The organism is Sphingomonas sp. (assembly GCF_036388215.1).
Taxonomy (GTDB): domain Bacteria; phylum Pseudomonadota; class Alphaproteobacteria; order Sphingomonadales; family Sphingomonadaceae; genus Sphingomonas.
Genome location: NZ_DASVSH010000026.1, coordinates 61,993 through 83,628 on the forward strand (window position 1 = coordinate 61,993; position 21,636 = coordinate 83,628).

The following is a 21,636-nucleotide window of genomic DNA, read 5'->3' on the forward strand; positions in this document are numbered from 1 at the left end:
CTTCTTCTTATTCGACGGTAGCAAAAGAAGAAGACCCTCACCGCTGCGACTAGGTCCGCGTGAAGAACGCGAACCAAGTCTCGCTACCTCTCCCGCGAAAGCGGGAGAGGGTACAGAATTCAGAAGAGGGTAATTACCCATGAACGAACTGACCAACTTCGCGAACCCGGTGGCAAAGCCGGAGACCTTCGACCAGATCCAGATCGGCATTGCGTCGCCTGACCGTATCCGCTCCTGGTCCTTCGGCGAGATCAAGAAGCCCGAGACCATCAACTATCGCACGTTCAAGCCCGAGCGCGACGGCTTGTTCTGTGCGCGTATCTTCGGTCCGATCAAGGATTACGAGTGCCTGTGCGGCAAGTACAAGCGCATGAAGTATAAGGGCATCGTCTGCGAGAAGTGCGGCGTCGAGGTTACGGTCTCGAAGGTCCGCCGCGAGCGGATGGGCCATATCGAGCTCGCAGCTCCCGTGGCGCATATCTGGTTCCTCAAGTCGCTGCCGTCGCGCATCGGCCTGTTGCTCGACATGCAGCTCAAGCAACTCGAGCGTGTGCTTTATTTCGAGAGCTACATCGTCACAGAGCCGGGCCTGACTCCGCTCGAGAAGTTCCAGCTCCTCACCGAGGACGAACTGCTCGACGCGCAGGATGAATATGGCGAGGACGCCTTCTCCGCCGGCATCGGCGCCGAAGCGGTCAAGATCATGCTCATGGACCTCGACCTCGAGGGCGAGCGCAAGGAGCTGCTCGACGAGCTCGCGGTCACCAAATCCGAATTGAAGCCTAAGAAGATCATCAAGCGCCTCAAGGTCGTCGAAAGCTTCATCGATTCGGGCAACAAGCCCGAGTGGATGATCCTAGACGTCGTTCCGGTCATCCCGCCTGAGCTGCGCCCGCTGGTGCCGCTCGACGGCGGCCGCTTCGCGACTTCGGATCTCAACGATCTGTATCGCCGCGTGATCAACCGCAACAACCGCCTCAAGCGCCTGATGGAGCTGCGCGCGCCGGACATTATCGTCCGCAACGAAAAGCGCATGCTCCAGGAAGCCGTCGATGCATTGTTCGACAACGGCCGCCGCGGCCGCACGATCACCGGCGCCAACAAGCGTCCGCTCAAGTCGCTGTCCGACATGCTCAAGGGCAAGCAGGGCCGCTTCCGCCAGAACCTGCTCGGCAAGCGCGTCGATTATTCGGGCCGCTCGGTCATCGTCACCGGGCCGGAACTCAAGCTGCACCAGTGCGGCCTGCCGAAGAAGATGGCGCTCGAGCTGTTCAAGCCGTTCATCTACGCGCGCCTCGACGCCAAGGGTCTATCGATGACTCTCAAGCAGGCGAAGAAGTGGGTCGAGAAGGAGCGCAAGGAAGTCTGGGACATTCTGGATGAAGTCATCCGCGAGCACCCCGTCCTCCTGAACCGCGCCCCGACGCTTCACCGTCTGGGTATCCAGGCGTTCGAGCCCGTGTTGATCGAAGGCAAGGCGATCCAGCTCCATCCTTTGGTCTGCTCCGCGTTCAACGCCGATTTCGACGGCGATCAGATGGCCGTGCACGTCCCGCTGAGCCTTGAGGCCCAGCTGGAAGCGCGCGTGCTGATGATGTCGACCAACAACATCCTCTCGCCCGCCAACGGCAAGCCGATCATCGTTCCTTCGCAGGACATGGTCCTCGGCCTCTATTATCTCTCGATGGAGAAGGCCGGCGAGCCGGGCGAAGGCATGATCATCGGTGACATGTCGGAAGTCCACCAGGCGCTCAACGCCGGCGCCGTGACCCTGCACACCAAGATCACCAGCCGCGTTCCGCAGACCGATGCGGAGGGCAAGCAGTATATGAAGCGAGTCGAGACGACGCCGGGCCGCATGCTGCTGGGCGAGACCCTGCCGCAAGCGCACAAGGTGCCGTTCGAAACCGTCAACCGCCTCCTCACCAAGAAGGACGTGGGCGACGTGATCGACGAGGTCTATCGCCACACCGGCCAGAAGGAGACCGTGCTGTTCGCCGATGCGATCATGGCATTGGGCTTCCGTCACGCGTTCAAGGCGGGCATTTCGTTCGGCAAGGACGACATGATCATTCCGGACGCCAAGGTCGGGCTGGTCGACGAGACCCGCGCGCTGGTGAAGGACTTCGAGCAGCAATATCAGGACGGCCTGATCACGCACCAGGAGAAGTACAACAAGGTGATCGACGCCTGGTCGGGCTGCGGCGACCGCGTCGCGACGGCGATGATGGACGAGATCAAGGCAGTGAAGAAGCTGCCGAACGGCCGCGAGGCCGATATCAACTCGATCTACATGATGGCCCATTCCGGCGCCCGCGGTTCGCAGGCCCAGATCAAGCAGCTCGCCGGCATGCGCGGCCTGATGGCCAAGCCTTCGGGCGAGATCATCGAGACGCCGATCATCTCGAACTTCAAGGAAGGCTTGACCGTCCTCGAATATTTCAATTCCACCCACGGCGCCCGCAAGGGCCTCGCGGACACGGCGTTGAAGACCGCCAATTCGGGCTATCTCACTCGCCGTCTGGTCGATGTGTCGCAGGATTGCGTCATCATGGAGCTGGATTGCGGCACCGAGCGCGCGCTCGAGATGAAGGCGATCGTCCAGGGCGGCTCGACCATCGCTTCGCTCGGCGAGCGTATCCTTGGTCGTACGACCGCGGAAGATGTCGTCGATGCCAAGACCGGCAAGGTCGTCATCCCATCTGGCACCTTGCTCGACGAGGCGATGATCACGACGATCGAGGGCGTCGGCATTCAGGGGATGAAGATCCGCTCGCCGCTCGTCTGCGAAGCCAAGGTCGGCGTTTGCGGAAAGTGCTATGGGCGCGATCTCGCCCGCGGCACGCCGGTGAACATCGGCGAAGCCGTCGGCGTCATCGCGGCGCAGTCGATCGGCGAGCCCGGCACCCAGCTCACGATGCGGACCTTCCACATCGGCGGCGCGGCGCAGCTCAACGAACAGTCGAACCTCGAGGCGACTTCGGATGGCAAGGTCGAGTTCCGCGACGTCCGCATGATCATCGATCAGCGCGGCCGCCGCGTGGTGACTTCGCGTTCGGCAGAGCTGGCGATCGTCGATATGGACGGCCGCGAGCTTGCGGTGCACCGCATTCCTTACGGTTCGTACGTGCTGTTCGACGATGGCCACATTGTTTCGCAGGGTGATCGCATGGCCGAGTGGGATCCGTTCACCATGCCGCTGATCACCGAAAACCCCGGCACGGTGAAATATGTCGATCTGATCGAGGGCAAGACGCTCACCGAACAGGCTGACGAAGCGACGGGCATCACCCAGCGCGTCGTCACTGAAAACCGAGGCATCTCGGCCAAGAAGGAAGACCTTCGTCCCCGCCTCACCCTGTTGGATGAGAGCTCGGGCGAGGCCGGCCGCTACATGCTGGCGGCGGGCGCGGTGCTTTCGGTCGATGATGGAGCACAGGTCCAGGCAGGTGACGTTCTGGCCCGTGTCAGCCGCGAGTCGGCCAAGACCCGCGACATCACCGGCGGTCTGCCGCGCGTCGCGGAGCTGTTCGAAGCGCGCAAGCCCAAGGAGAATGCGATCATCGCAAAGGTCTCGGGCCGCGTGATCTTCGGCAAGGACTATAAGGCGAAGCGCAAGATCGGCATCCAGCCCGAGGACGGCGGCGAGGTGGTCGAATACCTCATCCCGAAGTCCAAGGTCATCGACGTGCAGGAAGGCGATTTCGTCAAGCGCGGCGACAATCTGATCGGCGGCAGCCCGGATCCCCACGACATTCTCGAAGTGCTCGGCATCGAGCCGCTCGCGGAATATCTCGTGTCGGAAATCCAGGAAGTCTATCGGCTCCAAGGCGTGAAGATCAACGACAAGCACATCGAAGTGATCGTTCGCCAGATGCTGCAAAAGGTCGAGATCATCGATTCCGGCGACACCACTCTCCTCGTGGGCGAGCAGCTCGACCGCAAGGAGATGGACGAGGTCAACGAGAAGCTCGAAAAGAAGCAGGCCCCGGCACAGGGCAAGCCCATCCTGCTCGGCATCACCAAGGCGTCGCTGCAGACCCGCAGCTTCATCTCGGCGGCATCGTTCCAGGAAACTACCCGCGTCCTCACCGAGGCTGCGGTCCAGGGCAAGCAGGATACGCTGATCGGCCTCAAGGAAAACGTGATCGTCGGCCGCCTGATCCCGGCGGGCACCGGCGCCGGCATGAACCGCCTGCGCGTGGTGGCCAATTCGCGCGATGCGGCGCTCCGCGTCTCGCAGCGCGCCATGCAGGCGGCTTTGGTAGCCCCGGATTCTGCCGCGGAACTTCGCAAGGCCGAACTCGAGCGTTCGGTGCGCGAGGATGCCGGCACCGGTGACGATGCGCTGGCGGCGGTGGTCCCCAGCGGCCACGGCACCGATGCGGACGCCGGCGAGTATCTGAACGAAGCGGAGTAATCCGCGCAGTTCAGCCGCTCAGGCGCTGAGAGATAAAGCCGCCGTCCGGGTTGCCGGGTGGCGGCTTTTCTTTGCGCGCGGGGTATTGGATACATCGCACCCTGACAATGACGAGGATGCCACCCGATGGAACATCGCCTGCTCGGCCGCTCCGGCCTGAAAGTCCCGGTTCTCAGCCTGGGCACAGCTACCTTTGGCGGCACAACCGAATATTTCGGCCATTGGGGCGATGTCGATGTGTTGCGCGCGACGCGGATGGTGGACATCTGCCTGGATGCCGGCGTCAATTTCTTCGACACCGCAGACATCTATTCGCGCGGAGATGCCGAAAGTGTGCTCGGCGGCGCGATCAAGGGGCGGCGCGACAAGGTGCTGCTCGCCACCAAGACCAGCTTCACCATGGGCACGGGACCGAATGACAAGGGCTCGGCGCGCTACCGCATCATCCGCAGCGTGGAGGAAAGCCTGAAGCGGCTTGGCACCGATCATATCGACCTGTTCTTCATGCACGGGTTCGACGCGCTGACGCCGGTCGAGGAAGTGCTTCGCGCGCTCGACGACCTGATCGGCAGCGGCAAGATCTGCTATATCGGCGCTTCGAATTTCTCGGGCTGGCACCTGATGAAATCGCTGGCGCATTCGGAGAAATACGGCCTCGGCCGCTATGTCGTGCATCAGGGCTGCTATTCGCTCGTCTCGCGCGATTACGAATGGGAGCTGATGCCGCTGGGGATCGATCAGGGCGTCGGCCTGATGGTGTGGAGCCCGCTTGGCTGGGGACGCCTCACCGGCGGCTTCCGGCGCGGCCAGCCGATGCCGCCGGGCCGGATCGCATCGGGCGGGGACAAGGATTCGCCCCCGATCGAGAACGAGCTGCTTTACCGGATCGTGGACGTGCTGGATGCGATCGCGCGGGAAACGGGCAAGACGATCCCCCAGGTCGCGCTGAACTGGCTGCTGAGCCGCCCCACCGTGTGCAACATCGTGATCGGGGCGCGCAACGAAGCCCAATTGAAGGACAATCTGGGCGCGGTCGGCTGGACGCTCGATGCCGATCAGATTGCGCGGCTGGACGATGTGAGCCAGCGCACCCCGCCTTACCCCTATTGGCACCAAATGGGCTATGCGGACCGAAATCCCCCGCCGACACGGTGGTGAGAGGTTCAGCGTCCGGCCCCTGGGCGGCGGCTTTTTCTTTGGATATGAGGCAATCGCTTCGACCCAGTTGCGGACCTTTAGGCTGCGAGCGTACCGTGGCCAGGTTTGGGTCGTTGCGGACTGGCGGATTTTTAGCACGGATCCCTGGAGCCGACCGGTCTGTCTGGCCTGTTCAGAGCAATTGCCAAACAATCCAAAGGGATTAGGTTGCCGTCCGGGGGGAAATCATGGCCAAGATCGGGGAAGCGGCGACTGAAGGCGGTTCAAGGCCGGCGTCCGTCGCGGAGGCCGCCTTTGCCTTGCCGCGACTCTCCGGCTGGAAATTCGACTTGTTTCGCGCCCTGTGGTTCGCCGCACTGGCGCTTGCGGTCGGGGCAACGATCGCGGGCGTCCATTATCGGCATGTCTGGTACGAGAATGTGATCCGGCCCGCCGCGGACCTGGGCCTTCGGGTGTCATCGTCACCGGACATTCTGGGCCAGCCGATCGGCTCGCAAGCGCGGGCGGCGGGCGTCGCGGAAGGGCTGCGGCTCGTCGCGATCGACGGCCGCGCGCTGGCGCCGGGTGCGACGCGGAGCGAAATCGCCGTGTTGCTCGATCGGCCCGAAGGTGCACGGGTCCGTATCCTGACGCGATCGCCCGAGGGTCAGGTCCGTGAGCATGTGCTGACGCGAAGCCGTAGCCATCTCGCCGAGGCCTATGCGCCCGTCGGCATCACCTACTCCCAGCGACGTCTGTTGGAGTGGATCGCGAGTATCGCGGCGGCCGCCGTCAATATCGTCGCCGGGGTCATGCTGTTCCGGCGCCGGGCCCACGATCCCGTCGCTGCTTTGCTGTCGCTCGCCTTCCTCCTCCTCGCCACCGGCTACGGCTCCGCCCTGTTCACGCTCAGTATGCTCGGCGCGACCGACGTGCCCGATGTGGCGCTGGCGTTCGGCTACGGCGCCCTTTTCGCCGGCATCGCCATCTTCCCGGAGGGCCGACTCGAAACCCGCTGGCGGCGGGTGCTGGTCGCCGCGATCACGGCCTGGGTGACCGCTGCTCTGTTGGACATCGCCGGTTTCGTCAACCCGCCGGGCGATATACTCAACCTGATCGGCATCGCCCTGCTGGCCGCCAGCGTGGCCTCGTTATGGGGCCGGTACCGGCGCCTACCCATGAGTGTAGCGCGGCAGCAGATACGTTGGGTGTTTCTCGGCTTCGCGCTCGGCGGCGCGCTCGGCTCGACCGCCATCGTCATCCAGATAGCGGGAGGCGTGAACCCTGATGGGCCGACGGGCATCTGGCTGAACATACTGCTCAATATCACGAGTTGGGTGGCCTTCGCCTTTATGCCCCTGGGCGTCCTCGTCTCGCTGCTGCGCTACCGGCTATACGACGCCGACGCGGCAATCAGCCGATCGGCGGGCTATGCGGTACTGACCTTGATGCTGGCGGGCACGTTCGGCGCAAGCGCCAAGGCGATCGAATGGTTCTTCGAGACGAGCTTCGGACGCGACGCAGGCGCGCTGCCCGGCGCGATCGGGGCGGGGCTGGCAGTGGTGCTGATCACGCCGATGCACCGGCGCATCCAGGATTGGGCCGAGCGCCGGTTCCAAAAAGCGCTGCTGCACCTGCGCCGCGACCTTCCAGATTGCGTCGGCGATCTGCGGGAGACGGCGGGCATGGCCGAACTGCTCGGCGACGTGCTGGCGCGGGTTGAGGCCGGCACGCGAGCGGTCCGCTCTGCGGTCGTGATTGACGGCCAGACGGTGGCGGCTCGCGGCGGTGAGGGCGATTATCCGCTCAGCATCCCGCTTCGAATCAGCCATCAGGAGACGGAGGTGGGCGCCCTGCTGGTTGGTCCCCGTCCCGACGGCAGCGCGCCCGGCAAGGACGAGCGCGAGGCGCTTACGGAGGTCGCCGATCCGATTGCCCGGGCGATGCGGATCGTCGGCGTCAGAGAGCGCCAGCTAGCCGAGCGCTTTAAGGAAAGGGAAGGTCTACGGACCGCAATCGCTGGGCTTGGAGCCAGGCTCGATCGACTCGAGGCCAGGTAATGAGGGTCAATTGGTGGCGTTATCGAGAAGCTGACGAGGTCCGCTTCGGGACCGAAGAGAGCCAGGCGAATGACGCGACAGAGCGCGAAGCAGGCCAATCGGAGAGCTGTCGCGAATGACCGCTTTCCACTGGAACCTGCCATGTCGTGCCCCGCGCTTGCAATGTAGGATTTCAAATGCTTGGCTAAGCCGGTCGGCACCCCCGGCCCGCTCTTTGAAATAGTACGTCCGAAATGCTCCATGGCCAGTGCGAACATTGGGAACATTCGAGGCGCGCGATGCCCGTTCTTGGTGTCACCTTTACTAACCTTTCGCCCATCGCTGACGCCCGCAGGGGCCTAATCTCGCTCCAGCTTCCACACGGCGCTGAGATAATCCTCCGCCACTCTCCGCATCGCCGGGTCCTTCTCGAACGCTTCGGCGGGCGGCGGCGCAAATCCCAGCGCGTCCATCAGCGTCCAGAGCGCGAAATTGCGGCCGGCATCGCGCTCGGTGCGGAAGTCGATTTCCAGGCGATGCTTGCCATCTTCGAATCTGGCGACATCCACAGCGTCGAGTTCAGCGGACCCGAAATAATGGTGAAGCAGCGCGTCGAAATCCATGCGCGCATCATGGCGCCGGGCGTGGATTTCGCAAAGGGCGCATCTGCCGGCGGCCAAAGGGGGGCAAGACCGCCGGCAGACGCTGGGGCGCGGAGGGGATGCCGCGCCCGTTGGGTATTAGGTCAGGGCATCAGGACCGTATCCACGACGTGGATCACACCGTTGGACTGGTTGACGTCGGCGATGGTGATCTTCGATTTGCCACCCTTGGCGTCGCCAACCCACCAGCTGTTCATCGGGCCCTTGGTCACCGTGATCTTCCCGCCATTGACGGTGGTCAGGACCGCCTTGCCCTTGTGCATCTTGGCGTTGCGCGCAAGGTCGGCGGCGCTCAAGCGACCGGCGACCACATGATAGGTAAGGATGCTGGTCAGCGTTCCCTTGTTCTCGGGCTTCACCAGCGTCTCGACAGTGCCCGCGGGGAGCTTGGCGAAGGCGCCGTTGGTGGGCGCGAAGACCGTGAACGGACCGGGTCCCATCAGCGTATCGACCAGGCCGGCGGCCTTGACCGCGGCCACGAGCGTAGTGTGGTCCTTCGAATTGACTGCATTCTCCACGATGTTCTTCGTCGGATACATCGCGGCGCCGCCGACCATCGGATAATCCTGGATCGCGGCGACCGAACCGGTCGCGAGCATCGCCGCGCCGAGGGCCGCGACCGAAATCTTGATAGTGCGCTTCATTGGGGGGCTTCCTTCTCTCCGCACCGATCCTTGGGGTGCGGAGGAAGCTACGCAGGCGTAACGGCCGCGGATGCAGCCCTTGTTCAGATGGTCGAGATTTTTCCGGCGGCGATCGGCGCGGCGCTGGGCTTCTCGTGCGGCGCCCCGTCACGCGGCTCCAACGTGATCGCCAGCAACGCGCCGTCCTGGATCAGCTTGCGATGCGCTTCCGGCACGCCAACCAGGCTGAGGCCCTGCGCGGAAACCAGGCCGAGCGAGCGCGGCACGCCATCCGCGGGGATGATCCACAATTCGGGCGCCAGCTTGCTCGCCGGCATCGTCACCGCGCGAATGCGCAGCATGCCCTGGGCCGGATCGTAATTGGCCGCGAGCAGCGCGCCTGTCTCCCCGCCATCCAGTTGCGCCATCACGATGCTTTCGGGCGCGCGGACGATCTCGACCGGAGCGGGCAAGGGGCGCAGCACCAGTACGGCCAGCAGCGACGCCGCGACCGCGCTGGATGCAAGGGCGGCCATCCGCCAGCGGCGCAGCTGGATCATGGCCCCCTCCCCGCCCAGTCGTCGTTCGATCGCGGGCCATAGCTCGGGCGGCTCCACTTCCGCGAAGCCGGTGTACAGCGGGTCGAGCCGCGCCCGCCACGCGAGCACGGCAGCCGAGAAATCCGGATCGGCAAGCTGGAGCCGCAGCGCGGTCGCTCGCTCCTCCCCCTCGATCAGGCCAAGCGCGAGTTCCGCGGCAAGCGCATCGCGGTCCTCCGGGCTGAGCGAATCAGCCATCCCCCAAGCATCCCTTCAATTGCATGAGCCCCCGCCGGACCCAGCTCTTCATCGTCCCCAAAGGCACCTTCATGATTTCCGCAAGCTGACTATAGGTCAGCCCGTCGAAAAACGCGGCGCGGATCGCGCTGGACTGGCGCGGCTCCAGCGCGGCCAAGCACTGGTAGATGCGCGCGCGGTCCTGATCGGCTTCGATAAGCTCTGGGGCGCTCGCCCCGTCATCGGCGATTGCGGCGGCGGCTTCCTGACCAAGCATTGCCGGCCCCGCGCTGCGCCGCCAATCGATCGCGGTGTTGCGGGCGATCACGCACAGCCAGGTGATCGGGCTCGCGCGTTCTGCATCGAAGCGCCCTGCGCGGTTCCAGACCTTGAGATAAACGTCCTGCAAGATATCCTCGGCAGCCTCCCTGTCCTGAGAGATACGGAGGCACACGCCGAATAGTTTCGCGGACGTCAATCGGTAGACTTCCCGCAGCGCCGCGCGGTCGCCATTGGCGACGCGCGCCATCGCAAGCGTAAGCCGTTCACGGGCAGGATCGAGGGAAGCCTTGGGCATCTGATGCGACCCTAGCGGCTTTGCAGCGCAACGCCAGTACTCGACTCGTGACGGCCGCCTGCCTATCCCGGTCGAATGGCAACCGAACTTTACGATATCGCAGTGCCCGCATTTCTGCGCGGCTTCACCGCCATGGCCGCTTTCCTCGATAAGGGCCGCGCTTGGGCGGACGAGCAGGGCGTGCCGCATGAAGAACTGCTGGCCGCACGCCTGTATGAGGACATGGCCCCGCTCCCAAGCCAGGTTCAGCGCGCCAGCGATGCGGCGAAACTGGCGACCGCGCGGCTTGCCGCCCTGGAAGCGCCCCCAATGCCCGATACGGAGGCCAGCTTCGAGGAGTTGCAGGCGCGCATCGCCGCCACGGTGGACTTCCTCAAATCGGTGCCGCGCGAGAAAGTCGACGGTCGCGAGGATGCCGAGATCGTACTCAAACTTCCCAATAATGAGCTGAAATTCACCGGCCGCGCCTATTTGACAGGCTTCGCGCTCCCCAATTTCTATTTTCACGTCACTGCGGCTTATGCGATCCTGAGGATGAAGGGTGTGCCCGTCGGCAAGCGGGACTTTCTGGGCGGCATCTGATGGCCAGGATTGCAGTGATCGGCGCGGGGGCGATCGGCGGCACGCTCGCGGCGTGGCTGGCGCAATCGCATGACGTGATTCTATGCGCCCGCAGCCCGCTCGCCGATCTCGAGATAGAGACGCCCGGCGGCCTTCTCCGTGCTGCTCCCACGATCCTCACCGATCCCGCCCGCGCCGAGCCTGTCGATTGGGTGCTCGCCACGACGAAGACCTATGATTGCGAAGCGGCGGCCGCTTGGCTCGCGGGGTTGATGGGGTCCGATACGCGGCTCGCCGTGATCCAGAACGGCGTGGAGCAGCGCGAGCGCTTTCCGACGGTCTCGCCCGAACGCCTCGTTCCGGTAATAATCGACGTGCCAGCCGAGCGGACTGCCCCCGGCCGGATCGTCCAGCGGCGCGACGGCACGATCCTGGTTCCCGAAGGTGCCAATGGCATGGCTTTCGCTGCCTTGTTCGCCCATACCGTGATCGACGCGACGACGACCGCGGACTTCACCACTGCCGCCTGGCGAAAGCTGGCGATCAACTGCGCAGGCATCGTCAACGCCATCACGCTGCACCCCGCCGAGATCGCGCACGATGAGCAGGCGGCGGAAGTAATGCGCGCGCTGGTTCGCGAATGCATCGCGGTGGGCCGCGCCGAGGGTGCGGACATGCCCGATGACATCGCCGATCAGGTGATCGAGGGCATGCGCGCCGCGCATCCGCAATCGCTCAATTCGATCCACGCCGATCGACTCGCGGGGCGGCGAATGGAAGTGGAGGCGCGCAACCGCGTGATCGTGCGCCTGGGCGAGAAGCATGGAATATCCGCGCCGCTGAACAAGGCGCTGGCCGCAATCCTCACCGCCTCAGCCTAGGGCCCGGATCCCCCAAGGATCACGCCAGCCGCATGATTACCCGCCGCGTTTCACCAGATAATCGTCTAGAGCGCCCCAGCGCTCGACCGCCAGCCTGATGCGGCAATCCAGCGGCAGGGAGGTGTCGCCGCACGCCAGCCGATGTGCTTGCCAGGCCCGCTGCCCTGCCTCGAGCCCGGCCCGCTGCTTCGGGGCCGCACGCGCCAGCAAATTGCGAAACCGCTCCCCAAGCGCCCCTTCATGGGCTGCGATCATGCCGTCTTCGCAGGTCTTCCCTTCCGGACAAGCGATTGCCGTGACCACTGCGTCGCTCTCAATGATACGCTCCTGCGGAACGAAACCCGTTTCCCCATCGGCGCGCGTGACCATCACCCAGATGACGCCATCGTGCGAAGTCGCGGTCGCGCTACCCGTTAGCAGATCCTCCGCTCCGACGCTGACCTGCGAGGCATAGCCGCTCCCCGGTCCCTCGCGCAGCGGTATCGGCCGTCCGTCGGCATGGGGCAGGACCATATATTCGCGCGGGCTGGAGAAGGGGGTGGACTCGTTCGCAAAGCGCGTCGAGAGAACCGCCAGCGTCTCCGCTGGGGCCCGGCGCGCCTGAAGTTGCTGCCAAATGCCGCCCGATCCAATCGCCAGCGTGGCGACGACTGCCGCAAGCGCCGAACTGCGCAATATGAACCCCACACGCGGGCGCGCGCGGGCGGGGGCATGGGTGAAGCGAGGAATCGTCCGCGGGAGCGGCAGGGGAAGCGGCGACGCAGCCCGCGGGCGGGAGCGCACTGCTGGCGGGTGTGGCCTAATACGCCGTGGCTGGGTCCGCACCGCCTCCATGCGCGCCTCGTGCCCGCAGAACCCGCATCCCGCGCCGAAATGCATATGCTCGCCTGGCCGCGACGAGCACGGTGTAAGTTGCGCGAGGAGCAGATCCAGATGATCGCGCCATTCAGCCGCCGCCGGTCGCCGCGCGGTGAGGAACGCCGCGTCGAACATCGCCCGTGTCGCGCGGCGGAACATCCGGTGCACGCTGGCCTTGCTCGGGGTCACGCCCGGGCGCGGCTCGATGGCATAAGGGTAGAGCCCTTCGCGAATGCGTGCCTGCAGGTCGGTGGCGGCGCTGCCCGCGGCAGTTCCGGCGAAAGGGTGGACGCCGTTGTTGAGCAGTTGGAAGATAATGGCCGCCAGCGCGAACAGGTCTTGCGCCAGTCCAAGTTCGGCCGGTTTGCGGTTCCAGCTTTCCGGCGCGATATATTCGTCGCTGAGTTGGTTCGCGGCGATACGGCCGTTGGCCCCCGCGATGCTGAAGCCATCGGCGTCTACCACCGCCATCCAGCTCATGGCCGGATAGAAGCGCAGGTTGGCCGGCTTCAGATCGATCATGTGGTGCCCGGCACGGTGCAGCTCGGCGAAGATCGAGGCCAGGTTGCGGGCGACCAGCACGCGATAGCCGTAATATTCGCTGATCCCCTCCAGCCGCCGGCTGGACTTCTGGAGCAAGTTCACCAGGCTGGCGGATCGGGCGAAATCCACTTCAGGCATCAGGAAGCCGATGAAATTGCCGGCGGGATCGTGCAACTTGGCCTGGGGCCACGCGATCTGGGGATAATCGGCGCCGTCATGCGCCGCCGGCGGCAGCACGGGCGGGTTGTTCAGCATCGCTTCGATCTTGGTTTCGTAGCGCCGCGCTTCCTCCGTCGTGTGATAGAGCTTGGCCGCAGTCCCTGGCGCGCCCGCAATGGCATATACCTTGCCCGATGCGCCCTCGCCGAGCATCGCGCCCAATCGAAGCGGCCGCCGCCCCCTGCCCCGCCCTTGATAGACCTCACTCACCGCGCCTGCGCCCAGATAAGGGTCTTGTCGTCGGCCGTCTTCGCGCGAACCGCTTCGCTGTCTAGGGTCGCGCTCAGCGCCTGCTCGCCCTCCGCGCGGCTGGCCTGCGCCAGAAAGCGCCCGATCGGCTCGAAAAAGGGCATGAACGGCTCAGCTCCGCCCCCCTCATGCTTCAGCCCGAGCTCGGTCACTCCGTCGCTCATGACGAAGACCGTATCGGTATCCGCGCCGATCCGCGTGAAGCGCAGCCGCCGACGCCAGGCCGGGTCGGTGAAGAACCAGGTCGTGTCGGCATATTCGCCATTGCGCGGCGCGGATAGCGTCCACCCGCTTTCGCCGAGCGCCAACGCCGCGCCGTCGCCGATATGGAAAAACAGTCCGCCCCTGCCCGGCAGCATCGCCGCGCCGACCAAAGTGGCGTGGAACGCCTCGATACCCACGGAGCGCTCAGCCGCCAGCTCCGAGACCGCGCCCTGCGCCGCCGCGACCCCGCGACATACTGCGCGGCACCCGGCCAGCAGTGCGCTCCGCCCGGCGTCGGGATTGACCGGCGGCAGCGCCAGCAGTGCGGCCGCGACCGCATCGCAAAGCAGTCCAGCGCCTTCGCCCCCGAACCGAGCTGAGCCCGCCCCGTCGGAAACCACCGCGATCAGCAATCCCTTGCGCGTGACTTCCACACGGTGCCGGTCCTGGCACTCGCCCCCTGCGGACGCATGCGCCGAGCCCGTTACCGAGCTCCCCGCCACACGCCACGCCGGAGGCTCCATGGGTCAAACCCCTCCCGGAATCATGGCCCAGCCGCTAGGCGCGGCCATCTGGATATTCTCGGACGGTGCGGACTGCGATCCGGCGCGGGCGCTACGGCTGAGCCACAGGAAGAATTCGCGGAACGCGAGCCCGTTCAGCGCAAGCGGCTGGCGCGGACTGAACCGGGCCAGCTTTCCCATATTGGCATCGCCGACGCCGACGCAGAACACCGAAACCCGCCCCGATTCCTCTGCCGCGCGGCATTCGTCGGCAGCCGCTTCCCAGTCGCGGTCCGTCGGCTCGCCGTCGGTCAGCACGAACAGCCAGGGGCGGTTATAGGGAATGCCGTGATCGCGATAGCGCGCTTTCTCGGCCTCGATCTCGTCGAGCGCGCGGCGAACGCCTGCGCCCAGCGGCGTGGTCCCATTGGCCTCGATCTCGGGCGCTTCGAACTCGATCGCATCGACCCAGTCGGTCACTACCTCCACATCGTGCGGCGCGCCTACGCGCAGCAACAGCACGCGCACGCGCTGGCGGGCGACATCATCGGCCTTGAGATCGCTCTCGAGCAGCTTGAGCCCCTCGTTGAGCGCTTCGATCGCCGCGCCTATCATCGAACTCGATCCGTCGAGCACCACTACGCACGGCAGCCGCTGGCTGGTATTCTCGGCCAGCGCCACGTCCGGAATCAGATTCACCTGGCACTCCTCCGCACGCTCCCGGAATCGGGCGTGCCCTGAATTGATATGGCGCGGATTCGCACCGCAGGGCAAGGCCGGCGCCGCGCCCCATTTACGGACGACGCTATCACCACACGCCAAGGCGCTCTATTAGCGGCACAATCATGCAACGCCCGACTCAGCAAATCCCGCCCGCCGTCATCCTCGGCCCGCCCGCCGAAATCGACGCAGCAACGCGCGCTTTCTGCGCAACCATTTCCTCCGCCGAGCCGCTTTACGTGCCGGTCGATCCCGCCGCGCATGCCAAGGTGGCGTATTGTTTCGACAATTCTGTCATCCAGGCCGGAGCGCAAGGGGGCGAGGCGGCTTATGGCTGGGCGATCTGGCGATGGCCCGGCCGCTGGTTCGAAGCCGAGCACCATGCTGTCTGGCGCCGCGCGGACGGCAGTCTGGTCGATGTGACGCCGCAGCTTGGCGATCCGCCGCACACCCTGTTTTTGCCCGATCCGGACGCAGTCTACGATCCCGCCACCTACCGCCGCAATGTGATGGCGCCGGATGCTGGCAATGCCCTGGCGGCCGAATATATCGAGCTGGTCGGCCAGCGCGCCGACATCACCGATCTTTATTGGTATCCCGGGGTGGAAGTGCTCCCGCTCTTCTCGGCCGAGGACCAGCGGCGGATCGCCCGGCTCGACACGCGGATGAGTGAACTGCGCGCGGCGATGTCGCGCGACGGCTGATCGGGGAACTCCGCTGCTAGTCCTAACGCTCCAGAGACGAGAGATCCTTTGGCGCCCTCGCGGTGCGACGGTCATTCTGCCGGCGATCGGGCGCGGCATAGCTCTGATCGGCATTTTGGCGACGGTCGTTTGCGCGACGGTCCTTGTCAGCGTCTTGGCCCATAAAAGCCTCCTGCGATGTCCGGGACGGCGCAAGGTAGCGCCGGTCCCGCCCTCGGCAATCACCCGAGCGCAGATCGGAGATACTTCACTTTAGCTAAAGCAATGTAAACATTGTACTTATCATAAGTTAGCATAGTGCCTGGTTTACCAAATCGCAAAAATCAGGGGCGCATCCGCGCCAGGAGGAGATCGGTTGCGCAGTCTCCCGTCGCCCGATGGTCGAGGCAACCCACCGCTAAAAACTGCAACAGGCTAACCGGCAGGAGCGCGAAGCTTCCAAGCGCGACCAGGATCATGGCGAGGACGAAGGTCGCCAGCATGATGAGGATCAAGACCGTCAGGCCGGTCTTCCACCCCTTCGAGACGATGGAGGCCAAGGCAAGCGCCCCGATCGCCGCCGTCGCCGCGGACAATATTCCAGGCGCCAGGAGAATCAGGAGGCCCAGCGACAGGATATAAAGGCCCATGCCCAGATACGACGCGCGCGCCAGATTCATGATACTCATCAACTTCCCCTTTTTTCGCTACGCCAAGCGCGCAAAAAGGCTGGAGGTTCCGAGTGATAAGCGTGAGGCCGAATTGGCGGCCCGTTCCCAGCTGCGGCAAAATGTCGCGAGCGCCTAGCTTTTCGCGCGAGTGGTGTCATCCTTCCCGAAACGAGGAGAATGCTTGTGAGGCAGACACGCCGAACGACTTTGGCGATCCTGGCAGGCGGCGCGGGAACGGTCGCCCTGGGTCTGCCCGCCTTCGCCCGGGCGTCGCCTGTAAAAATCGCGGTCATTGGCGAGCAGATCGTGCACAGTCTGCACCGCGAAAATGATCCGGAATTCCCGCAGCTACTCGGGGAAACACTGGATGGCGACTTCAGGATCGACCCGATGCCGCACCCGACCGGCGGCGGCATGCTCTATGGCGGCGGTTCGAAATACCGGATCGGCAATTTCGGCCACCCGCGCGGTACAGTAATCCATCATGCCCTGGAAAACCCAAAAGCAATCCTGCGCAGCGAAGAGCTGAAGCTGGCGGAGGCGTTTTCTCCGAACATCGTCGGCTGGGTCCATTCGGGGACCACGAGCCGCTGACCCAAATCAGCCTGGACAGCTTCGCGCCAGACCTGCGCAGGCTGGTGGATCGCATCGGCGCCTTTGCGAGCGCGCCCCGAATTTACCTGGCGCTACCGATTCCCCGGGGTCCCCTCGACCAGGACGCCAATTACCGCCGTGTGCGGGACGAAACGGGCCGCGTCGCGGTGGAAAGAAAATTGCCCGTCATCGATTTCTGGACGGCATTCCTCGGTCGTCCCGAACTGTTCCAGGATCCGACCCATTTGACGATACCGGGCCGCCCGCATGCGGCGCAGGTGGCGGCGGCCGTGGTTACTCGGCAACCTTGAAATCGCCCAGCGCCCAGGGCCGCGTGCCGATCTCGGCGCTGATTTCACCGAAGGCAAGGATTTCTGCTTCGGAGAAGAGCAGGCCACCATTCCTGTCGCACCTGGCGGCGAATTTGGCAGCGTTCTGACCCGGGAGGACGGCGTTTTCATTGCCATGGCCGAGAATATCCCGGACGACGGCGCGAACGTTTTCCACCTGATTGCGCCCTTTGGCGAAGGCCCGGCCGTTCATGGCCTCGGGATGCCATACCTGGAAGAAAAAGGTGCAGGTGCGCTTTTCGCCTTCGGGCACCGGCGCCCGATTGCGCAAGGTGGGCAGCGAGCCGCCGATAAACGCGCCGACGATCTCGTCGATCAGCGAGAGGCTGTAGCCCTTGTGCGCTCCGAACGGGATCAGCGAGCGAACCTTCCGGGGGTCTGTCGTCGGCCTGCCCTCAATGTCTAGCGCCACTCCCTCGGGCAGTGGCTTGCCTTCGCGAGCCAGTTGCTGGACCCGGCCCATGGCGACCACCGATGTGGCCCAGTCGATGACCACCGGATAGCCAAGGGCGTCGGTAGTCGGAAAACCCCAGGAGTGCGGGTTGGTCCCGAGAGTGGGGAACTTGCCGCCATAGGGCACGACTTCGGACACTGCCGCGGTGCAATTGGTATAGGCCATATAGCCTCGCCGCGCGGCCTCCATCACATAGCCGCCGCCCCAGAGATAATGAAAGGCGTTGTCCACGCTGATCATGCCCACGCCATATCGGTCGGCGAGCTTCATCGCGCGCTCGATCGCGGCATAGGCGGTGGCCTGGCCATGCTTGCGATTCGCGTTCCACACTTCCGCCGCCTTGAATCGGCTCGGGGCCTTCTCGATCTTCGCGCAAGGCACACAGCCCCCGCTGGTGGAACCGATCGCGTGATCGAGGTGCAGCGCCTTCAGCCCGGCATGGGTCCGCACACCGTGGCGGGTTGCATCGGCGGCGAGCCGCACGCCGGCATTCGCCTCGGCTTGCGAGAAGCCCCGCTTCCTGAACGCGGCGGCGACCAATGCCTCATGGTACGCTTCAGGAACCACATAGAAGGTTTCGGACATCGCGAGCCTCGTCTAGATCTAACGTAACCTGGCCTAGATTGGGTAACGACCGCTGCGCAATCCCATCCCTCGCCGCGCCAACTTGGGGCCGGCCCACATGCACGCTTCGCGGCCCATATTGAAATTGCGGCGATTCCCGTTAGTCCGGTGGACGGGGCGGCTCGGAGTGCGGTATTTGGTTATGCAGGACAGCCCCGGCCCCGTGGGCGCAAACGCGACATCGCGCGAGGTAAGCAGTGAGCGCGACAAGGCGCTCGAGCCGCTCTTCAGTTTTCTCGACAGGCTGAGCCAGCTAGCCTCAAAGTCCGCCAGCGCGGACGAAATTCTGGCCACGACCACAAGGCTGACCGCCGAGCATCTCGGCCTTTCCAACTGTGCCTATGCCGATATGGACGAAGACGAGGATGGCTTCACCATCCGCGGAAACTGGCACGCGCCCAACTCCCCTTCCATTGTCGGCCATTACAGCCTGGCGGATTTCGGCACGCTGGCGGTTCAGGAGTTGAAGGCGGGCCGGCCGCTGATCATCAACGACAATCTCCGCGAGATCGCGCCGCACGAGGCCAAGACCTTCCAGGATATAGGCATCGCGGCGACGATCTGCATGCCGCTGGTGAAGGCGGGCCGCCTGGTGGCGCTGATGGCGATCCACGACAAGGCCCCGCATTATTGGTCGGACTATGAACTCGAAGTAATTCAGGAAGTTACCGATCGATCCTGGGCGCATGTCGAGCGTGTTCGCGCCGAGGCCGAGTTGCGTCTGAGCAACGGAAGGTTTCGAGCAGCGGTCCAGGCCACTAGGGGCGTCGTCTGGACCAACGACCCACAGGGCCGGATGATCGGCGAACAGCCCGGCTGGGCCGCCCTGACCGGCCAGAGCTTGGAAGAATATCAGGGCCACGGCTGGGCCACCGCGGTGCATCCGGACGATGCCGAACCGACGATCCAGGCCTGGAACGAGGCAGTGCGGCACTGCACGCCATTCGTGTTCGAGCATCGGGTCAAGCGTTCCGATGGCGCCTGGCGGCTATTTTCCGTCCGCGCAATCCCGGTACTAGGCAGTGACGGGAGCATTACAGAGTGGGTCGGCGTGCACACCGACGTTACCGAAGAGCGCGCGGCCGCCGACGCGCTTCGCGAGGAGACGCGCATCCTCGAAGCGCTGAACGAAACGGGCTCGGGCCTTGCCGCGCAACTGGACGTGGAAAGCATCGTCCAGAGCGTCACGGACGCCGGCGTGAGCCTGACGGGGGCCCAATTCGGGGCGTTTTTCTACAACGTCATCAAGGCGGACGGCGAGAGCTACATGCTCTTCACGCTCTCGGGAGCGCATCGCTCGCAATTCGATTTCGGCATGCCGCGAAACACGGCTGTCTTTCATGCGACGTTCGCGGGCGAGTGCATCATCCGATCGGACGACATTACCCAGGATGCGAGATACGGCCATAATTCCCCCCATTTCGGGATGCCGGCGGGCCATTTGCCCGTCGTTTCATATCTGGCCGTTCCCGTCCGGAGCAGATCGGGCGAAGTGATTGGCGGACTCCTCTTCGGCCACCCCGAAGCCGCGCGCTTTACCGAGCGCCACGAACGGCTGATCGTCGGGATCGCGGGTCAGGCGGCCGTCTCGATCGACAATGCGCGGCTTTACAGCGCGGTTCAGCAATCGAGAGAAACGCTGGAGCAGCGCGTTCAGGAACGCACCACCGAGCTGAAGCAGGCGCATGACGCGCTGGCGCAATCGCAGAAGCTTCAGGCGCTGGGCGAACTGACCGGCGGGATCGCCCACGACTTCAATAATTTGATGACCGTGGTCTCCGGTTCCGCCGAAATTCTGCTGCGTCGGGGTGACCTCTCGGAAAACAAGCGCCGGCAATATCTGGAGGGAATCGCCGACACCGCCAGGCGGGCGACGACCTTGACCCAGCAACTGCTTGCCTTTGGCCGCCGCCAGGCGATCAAGCCCCAGGTCATCGATCTCGACGCGAGCCTCGATTCCTTCGCCAAGGTGCTCGAGCGAACGCTGGGCAGCCAGATCCACGTCTCGCTTCGGCTCGGCTCGCACCCTGGCCGAGTGAAAGTCGATCCCACCCAATTGGAGACCGCGGTGCTCAACGCGGCCGTCAATGCGCGCGATGCGATGCCCAGTGGCGGCCGGATCGAAATCGTGACCACAGTGACGAGCGGGGACGCGCAAGGCATGATCTGCGTCTCGATCCGCGACGAAGGGATGGGAATGCCCCAGCGCGTGATCGAGCGCGCGTTCGAGCCCTTCTTCACCACGAAGGAAGTCGGCAAGGGAACCGGCCTGGGGCTATCCCAGATCCACGGCTTCGCAGCCCAGGCTGGCGGACGCGTGGAAATTGAATCGCGGGAAGGCGAAGGCACCACGATCCATATCTTCCTGCCGGCTACCGAAGAGGCGGCCCCTCCACAGCTCGACGAGCGCCCCATTGCAAGATTGCCGCGGGGTACGCGAGTGCTTCTGGTGGAAGACAATCAGCAGGTGCGCGAATTCGCCTGCGAACTGCTGGCCGACCTCGGCTGCCTGGTCGCTCCCGCGCAAGGAGCGAGCGAGGCACTATCGCTGCTCGAAACCGAGACGGTCGACCTCGTGCTGACCGACGTGGTGATGCCGGGAATCACGGGCGTCGAACTGGCGCGCATCCTGCGCGAAAGGATGCCCGGCCTGCCCGTGCTGCTGGCGACGGGATATAGTGAAGAGATATTGAAGAACGAACACGACTTCACGGTGCTGCCGAAGCCATATGACGCACAGAGCCTGATGGAAGCCATGGGGGCAATGCTATCGGATCGGAAAACCGGCTGAGCGCATGCGCGGCGCCGCATGATGGGACTCGCTACTCGGCGTTTTCCCGAAGCCAGTCGCGTGCGTCACCTAGGTCGGCGAAAAAGCGCATGTCGTCGCGCAATGGCTCCCGCTCGGCCACCCGGCGGAATTGCATCCTCGCCGTGCCCTCCCCGCCGACGATAGCGATCTTGCGTGACTTGTGCCGGGTCGTGGCGACAAAGCTGGTGAAGATCGCGAAGATTTCCTGTGGCTGGACCCGGAAGTCGCGAACATCGACGAGGGTCGAGTGGACATAAGGCGGGCCGATGCTGGCCACCGCCTCCTCCTTTGCCGCCGCGCACGCGCGCGCCTCTTCGATACTGAATGCCCCACTCATGCGAAGGGAAATGAGGCGGTCCGGGTGGCTGGTCTCGATCTCGAACATGAAATTACTCGACCTGTGTGCAAGAATCACAGGCTAGGCGCGCCAGATTTAAAACTCGGTAAAATCGAATAGAGTATATCCACGGTGCGTA

General features: G+C 64.5%; 19 protein-coding genes. 9 read left to right on the forward strand and 10 right to left on the reverse strand.

The features are described from left to right. The first annotated feature begins 139 nt into the window (after nt 1-139). The 3 genes from rpoC (at nt 140) to VF617_RS09825 (ending at nt 7,617) form a co-directional block, all read left to right on the forward strand. Nucleotides 140-4,420 carry a DNA-directed RNA polymerase subunit beta' gene (gene rpoC, locus VF617_RS09815; RefSeq protein WP_331014700.1) on the forward strand — a complete coding sequence of 1,427 codons (4,281 nt, stop codon included), beginning with the start codon at nt 140-142 and terminating at the stop codon, nt 4,418-4,420. A gap of 126 nt (nt 4,421-4,546) precedes the next feature. Continuing rightward, nucleotides 4,547-5,578: an aldo/keto reductase gene (locus VF617_RS09820; RefSeq protein ID WP_331014701.1), complete on the forward strand. Its 1,032-nt coding sequence runs from the start codon at nt 4,547-4,549 to the stop codon at nt 5,576-5,578. Nucleotides 5,579-5,805: 227 nt separating this feature from the next. Continuing rightward, nucleotides 5,806-7,617: a hypothetical protein gene (locus VF617_RS09825; protein ID WP_331014702.1), complete on the forward strand. Its 1,812-nt coding sequence runs from the start codon at nt 5,806-5,808 to the stop codon at nt 7,615-7,617. A gap of 338 nt (nt 7,618-7,955) precedes the next feature. Here the strand turns inward: VF617_RS09825 and VF617_RS09830 are convergent, their stop codons facing one another. The 4 genes from VF617_RS09830 to VF617_RS09845 all read right to left on the reverse strand — a co-directional run bounded on the left by VF617_RS09830 (nt 7,956) and on the right by VF617_RS09845 (nt 10,234). Then, on the reverse strand, nt 7,956-8,219 hold the full coding sequence (locus VF617_RS09830) for a hypothetical protein (protein WP_331014703.1): 264 nt from the start codon (nt 8,217-8,219) through the stop codon (nt 7,956-7,958). Between the two features lie 122 nt (nt 8,220-8,341). Further along, nucleotides 8,342-8,902 (reverse strand): fasciclin domain-containing protein, encoded by a 561-nt coding sequence (locus tag VF617_RS09835; protein WP_331014704.1) that lies wholly within the window; start codon nt 8,900-8,902, stop codon nt 8,342-8,344. 83 nt (nt 8,903-8,985) lie between these two features. Further along, nucleotides 8,986-9,678 (reverse strand): anti-sigma factor, encoded by a 693-nt coding sequence (locus VF617_RS09840; protein ID WP_331014705.1) that lies wholly within the window; start codon nt 9,676-9,678, stop codon nt 8,986-8,988. Next, the gene (locus VF617_RS09845; protein WP_331014706.1) at nt 9,671-10,234 is read right to left on the reverse strand and encodes a sigma-70 family RNA polymerase sigma factor; all 564 of its coding nucleotides are present in this window, start codon (nt 10,232-10,234) and stop codon (nt 9,671-9,673) included. Before VF617_RS09845 ends, VF617_RS09840 begins: the two co-directional genes overlap by 8 nt. A gap of 75 nt (nt 10,235-10,309) precedes the next feature. Between VF617_RS09845 and VF617_RS09850 the strand changes: the two genes are divergently transcribed. Together VF617_RS09850 and VF617_RS09855 are read left to right on the forward strand one after the other, a co-directional pair. Beyond that, the gene (locus VF617_RS09850; protein ID WP_331014707.1) at nt 10,310-10,816 is read left to right on the forward strand and encodes a DUF1993 domain-containing protein; all 507 of its coding nucleotides are present in this window, start codon (nt 10,310-10,312) and stop codon (nt 10,814-10,816) included. Continuing rightward, nucleotides 10,816-11,676, forward strand: coding sequence for a 2-dehydropantoate 2-reductase (locus VF617_RS09855; protein WP_331014708.1), 861 nt, complete (start codon nt 10,816-10,818; stop codon nt 11,674-11,676). The genes VF617_RS09850 and VF617_RS09855 overlap by 1 nt, the downstream gene beginning before the upstream one ends. Before the next feature lie 36 nt (nt 11,677-11,712). On the opposite strand, the gene VF617_RS09860 is transcribed toward VF617_RS09855, so the two are convergent. From VF617_RS09860 to VF617_RS09870, 3 genes are read right to left on the reverse strand one after another with little or no spacing between them, the layout of a single operon-like run. Further along, nucleotides 11,713-13,506, reverse strand: a complete 1,794-nt coding sequence (locus VF617_RS09860; RefSeq protein WP_331014709.1) for a hypothetical protein — start codon at nt 13,504-13,506, stop codon at nt 11,713-11,715. Further along, complete coding sequence (locus tag VF617_RS09865; protein WP_331014710.1) at nt 13,503-14,273, reverse strand: protein phosphatase 2C domain-containing protein; 771 nt, start codon at nt 14,271-14,273, stop codon at nt 13,503-13,505. The genes VF617_RS09860 and VF617_RS09865 overlap by 4 nt, the downstream gene beginning before the upstream one ends. Before the next feature lie 3 nt (nt 14,274-14,276). Continuing rightward, complete coding sequence (locus tag VF617_RS09870; RefSeq protein WP_331014711.1) at nt 14,277-14,951, reverse strand: vWA domain-containing protein; 675 nt, start codon at nt 14,949-14,951, stop codon at nt 14,277-14,279. A gap of 146 nt (nt 14,952-15,097) precedes the next feature. Between VF617_RS09870 and VF617_RS09875 the strand changes: the two genes are divergently transcribed. Then, nucleotides 15,098-15,676: a hypothetical protein gene (locus VF617_RS09875; RefSeq protein ID WP_331014712.1), complete on the forward strand. Its 579-nt coding sequence runs from the start codon at nt 15,098-15,100 to the stop codon at nt 15,674-15,676. Between the two features lie 323 nt (nt 15,677-15,999). Here VF617_RS09875 and VF617_RS09880 read toward each other — a convergent pair whose 3' ends face one another. Further along, complete coding sequence (locus VF617_RS09880) at nt 16,000-16,344, reverse strand: hypothetical protein (RefSeq protein ID WP_331014713.1); 345 nt, start codon at nt 16,342-16,344, stop codon at nt 16,000-16,002. 189 nt (nt 16,345-16,533) lie between these two features. Here VF617_RS09880 and VF617_RS09885 point away from each other — a divergent pair, with 189 nt between their 5' ends. Both VF617_RS09885 and VF617_RS09890 read left to right on the forward strand, forming a co-directional pair. Then, nucleotides 16,534-16,920 (forward strand): hypothetical protein, encoded by a 387-nt coding sequence (locus VF617_RS09885; protein WP_331014714.1) that lies wholly within the window; start codon nt 16,534-16,536, stop codon nt 16,918-16,920. Between the two features lie 44 nt (nt 16,921-16,964). Continuing rightward, nucleotides 16,965-17,231 carry a hypothetical protein gene (locus VF617_RS09890; RefSeq protein WP_331014715.1) on the forward strand — a complete coding sequence of 89 codons (267 nt, stop codon included), beginning with the start codon at nt 16,965-16,967 and terminating at the stop codon, nt 17,229-17,231. On the opposite strand, the gene VF617_RS09895 is transcribed toward VF617_RS09890, so the two are convergent. Beyond that, nucleotides 17,215-18,309 carry an Ldh family oxidoreductase gene (locus tag VF617_RS09895; RefSeq protein WP_331014716.1) on the reverse strand — a complete coding sequence of 365 codons (1,095 nt, stop codon included), beginning with the start codon at nt 18,307-18,309 and terminating at the stop codon, nt 17,215-17,217. The two genes, VF617_RS09890 and VF617_RS09895, sit on opposite strands and share 17 nt — an antisense overlap. Before the next feature lie 166 nt (nt 18,310-18,475). Between VF617_RS09895 and VF617_RS09900 the strand changes: the two genes are divergently transcribed. Next, nucleotides 18,476-21,139 carry a GAF domain-containing protein gene (locus tag VF617_RS09900; RefSeq protein WP_331014717.1) on the forward strand — a complete coding sequence of 888 codons (2,664 nt, stop codon included), beginning with the start codon at nt 18,476-18,478 and terminating at the stop codon, nt 21,137-21,139. Nucleotides 21,140-21,170: 31 nt separating this feature from the next. On the opposite strand, the gene VF617_RS09905 is transcribed toward VF617_RS09900, so the two are convergent. Continuing rightward, nucleotides 21,171-21,545 carry an STAS/SEC14 domain-containing protein gene (locus VF617_RS09905; RefSeq protein ID WP_331014718.1) on the reverse strand — a complete coding sequence of 125 codons (375 nt, stop codon included), beginning with the start codon at nt 21,543-21,545 and terminating at the stop codon, nt 21,171-21,173. Between the last annotated feature and the right edge of the window lie 91 nt (nt 21,546-21,636).